This window comes from Streptomyces sp. PA03-6a (assembly GCF_033792765.1).
Lineage (GTDB): Bacteria > Actinomycetota > Actinomycetes > Streptomycetales > Streptomycetaceae > Actinacidiphila.
Genome location: NZ_JARAVK010000458.1, coordinates 1 through 3836, shown reverse-complemented (window position 1 = coordinate 3836; position 3836 = coordinate 1). Strand labels below are relative to the sequence as shown.

The window sequence follows — 3836 nt, the reverse complement described above, 5'->3', positions numbered from 1 at the left end:
CGGGGACAGGCCCTGAACACTGGCCCGGAACTACACCTTCCTCAACGGAACCTCCTCTCGGTGAGTTCACTCAGCTCAAGCAGCCTCGTGTCGCACGAAGCATTCCTCGATCGCCCATCGTCGCCCTGCGACCGTCACCAGTTCGTCGATGCCGGTGCCCACCGGGGCATAGCCGAGGTAGTAGGCGATCTCATCGGGCTTGGTGAGGCTGCGCCGGGCCAGCGCCCAGCGCTGGTGTGTGGGTGTGTCGCCGTCGAAGACCTCGATCGCGGGGATCTGGACGGCTGCCCAGTGGTAGATGCGCGGGCCCTTGGCGCCGTTGCCGCACGAGCGTTTCTCCCAGGCTTCCTGCGGAGCCTGCGTGAAGAGGTAGTCGATGCGGCCGAAGCGCGGCACGTGCTGAGACTTCGGGACGGCGAGGACGTAGCCGACGGCGGCTTCCTCCAGCAGACGGCGAAAGCGCCATTCTTGACCGTAGGCGGAATCGGCGGTCACCCAGGCGACCGGCAGCGGTGAGGCGAGCGCGCGCAACACCATGGTCTTGGCGAGTTCGCCCTTGGTGGCAAAGGCCCGGTCTTGGGAGACCTTCGCAGCGCGGCAGCGCTGGGGATCGTCCGTCCATGACCTGGGCAGATACAGTTCCCGGTCCACCAGGGCCCGGCCGCGGGTGGTGGCGTAGGCGGCGAACACTCCGATCTGGCAATTCTCGGTGCGGCCGGCGGTGCCGGAGTATTGCCGCTGCAAGCCTGCGGAAGTGATGCCTTTCTTGACGAAGCCGGTGTCGTCGATGATCAGGACGCCACCATCGTCTCCAAGCTGTTCGGCAACGTATGCATGAGGGTCGTCACGGACGGCGTCGGCGCCCCATACGGCCATGTTCAACCGTCGCTGGAAGTCGTCCGGGGTGCGATGGCCGGCGAACTCGGCCAGCTGCCAGCCGCGCTTGCGTCCGACCAGACCGAGCAGACCACGGATGTAGTCACGCATCCCGTGGCACAGGTCAACGCGGCCGAAACGATGTCCGACACATAGAAGGAGCTCGTCGAGTTTCTAATCCCAGGAAGCAGCCGCAAGGTCGTCGACCACACCCGGAGACTGCCCAGTGCCCAGCGCAGCCAACTGCCGACCCCACTCGTTGGAGGGGCAGTCCGGCAAGACTGCCCCAGACCAACAATCCCCGCCCTACACTCCGAACGACGCCTCTCACCAGGCCAGATAGCGAAACGCTGCTGGCTAGGGCGAAGATCGCATAGGCGGTCACCCGGTGGATAGAGCCGGGTCGCTTCCCGCGACTCGTTGTCGTCCGTCTCGATCCGGTGATCTAGGCGAACCCGAGCAACCAGCGCGGCAGCCTGGTTGACCTCACTCATCGATGCATCTTGGAACCCGCCGCCAATCGCAGCATTGGCATGGAGGCCAGCACCTCGGTCTTCGCTCCCATGCAACCTGTCCTCAGTCCCGTCTTGTTGACTCCTGCCGGAAAGCTACCGCCCAGTCCTGACACTCAGTGATCTGGGCATTGAGTTCTGACGAGCCGTCATCATGAGCTCAAGTTCAGCAGTGGCCCGGGATGTTGCGCTGATCCAGCCTGTGATGTTCAGCCACCCGTCAAGCTCCCAGCTCGAAGCAGACCCGTGGTGACGAGCGAGGTCTAACAGGAGCTCCAGATCCCTGAGTCGGCACTGACGTTCTATCGAATCATCAACACCCTTCGTAAGATACCGGCCAGGCATCCAGGAAAACCATTTCGACTTCCCATAACAGCAAGTCGAATAGAAGGATGCCGCGTGCGGTCAACACGGGCCGGTGTCACGCAGCCGACGAGAGAAATTTACATCCTTCCGCTTCCAAGAGTCGACACACCAAAGGTCAGCGTCCCATCAATTGGGGCCTGCATCCATTCGGCATAAAAGACATATTGATTGGCCTTCCGTGAGCGACAGCACCCACCTCGCACTACAAGAAAGTCCCGCCGCACCTATTTCGCCATGTCTCTTATCGGCCACATATGACAGTCGGTGAACATCGACAGCTTTTCCCGTTTACAGCACGCCAGAAAGCATGACCTTAAATAGGGCCCAGGCATCGGTTGGCTCCGCAACCACAAACTGCAGCGGAACCAAATTCCCCTCGGAACAATAGCGTCCTCAAGGACGCCGGATGCCTAATTTTCAACAGCACGTCGATGAGAGTTCCACGCATAGGAATAGACTCGCCGCGATCCGCAAGGAACGCCGCGCCCGCCAGTGCGTCAACGTCTCTCACGTGCTATCTGTGCCAGGTGGGGAGTTCGTTTTGGGGCACAATCATCATCTGTACGCAAGTGCATTTTATCCCATATCCGCCTACTTCATGGCGGTTGCCGGTTCCAGTCTCGGGATCGCTTGTGCGGCCCGCTTCTACGCTCGCAAGTTGAGCGAAGGCTGGCCGTGGCTGATATCCGGGGCGCTGACCCTTGGGTCGGGCATTTGGGGCATGCACTTCATTGCCATGCTCGGCTTTACTATCGATGACGTAGAGCTACGCTACGACGTACCATTGACCATTTTCAGCTTGGTGGTCGCCGTCGTGATCGTAGGTCTTGGGATCCTCGTCGCCCACACATTCCAGTCGGTACTGGGAGTACTCACTGGCGGCGTCGGTACTGGACTTGGTGTCGCCGCGATGCACTACATGGGAATGGCAGCGCTCATATTCCCGGGTGAGTTGGGGTATGATGCCTGGTTGGTCGCGGTCTCATTGGTGATCGCCATCTCGGCCGCCACCACGGCGCTGTGGTTCACCCTGCGGGTGAGAGGTTCTTGGACGACGCTCAGCGCAGCCTTGGTGATGGCCGTGGCCATCAGCGGTATGCACTACACCGGGATGACAGCCGTCAGCGTGCGGAGCGTGGCTGGAGTAGTGAGCGGAGACGGGGTCAGCGGCTTGTCGCTTGTGGCGCCCCTCATCATCGGGCTGGGCATAGAGGTCATGATGGTGACTTTCGGCGTTTTGATGAACCCCATCAAGGAGACGTCACGGAGCGGCAAGGTACTTCCCGGGCGTAGCCGGCGGGACGACAGGCGTGCCCCAGCGCCCGTCTCACAGGTCCTCTCGTCTGAGACATACCATGTCTCCGGCCCGCATGGACGCTCACACGGGGAATCTGGTGGCGCGCAGGGCGATCACCACATGGAACGCCGACACTTCTAGCGCTTACCATGGATCGTCTTCCTGCCAGGCTTGAAGTTGGCAAAGTCGACTGACAGTGCGGAGGCCCGGTGAAATCGGCTTTGAGCAAGAGCGAGCCGCCTCCGCCGGGGCTTCACGCGTTTGTTCCTCACCGAACCGACAACTCTGACTTCGCTCACCGGCCCCTCACGGAAGCAGTCTTCGCTCCCCGAACCGCGGCAACATCGTAAACTCACCTAGTCATCTTCTACGCTCATGACGCGGCTACGTACCGAGCATCCGAGACAGCGGAGCAACGTGGAAACCTGCAGGGCCCAGCGTCGATCGGAACCCGCAGACAGGCAGCCCAAGAGGATGCACACCCGTGATTCTTCCTGCATCCTAATTGCGCCGTCTTGGCAAGTTTCAAAATTCAAGGACCTCACACCTGTGAACGTCGGGAGAAAGCCCTCGTGAGAATAGATGACTTTAACCGTACGAAGGGAACTGCAAGGTGAGCATCGACCCGTCCTCGATTCCGAATCTCGACGACCAGCCAGACCCCCAGCCCGGCCCTACCGGGAACCTGGTCATTCCTGACCAGGATCTGGTCAAGCAGCTGCTGGAGCAGATGGAGCTCAAGTACGTCGTCGACGAGGAGGGCGACCTCGCCGCGCCGTGGGAGG

At 61.1% G+C, this 3836-nt stretch carries 1 protein-coding gene and 2 pseudogenes; 2 read left to right on the top strand and 1 reads right to left on the bottom strand.

From position 1 onward, the window contains the following. Positions 1 to 96: 96 nt before the first annotated feature. Positions 97 to 1050, bottom strand: a pseudogene (locus PV350_RS45355) (IS701 family transposase); the annotation flags it as partial. Between the two features lie 1362 nt (positions 1051 to 2412). Between PV350_RS45355 and PV350_RS45350 the strand changes: the two are divergent. After that, the gene (locus PV350_RS45350; protein ID WP_500339160.1) at positions 2413 to 3192 is read left to right on the top strand and encodes an MHYT domain-containing protein; all 780 of its coding nucleotides are present in this window, start codon (positions 2413 to 2415) and stop codon (positions 3190 to 3192) included. A 472-nt stretch (positions 3193 to 3664) separates the two neighbouring features. Beyond that, a pseudogene (locus PV350_RS45345) lies at positions 3665 to 3836 on the top strand (YbjN domain-containing protein); the annotation flags it as partial.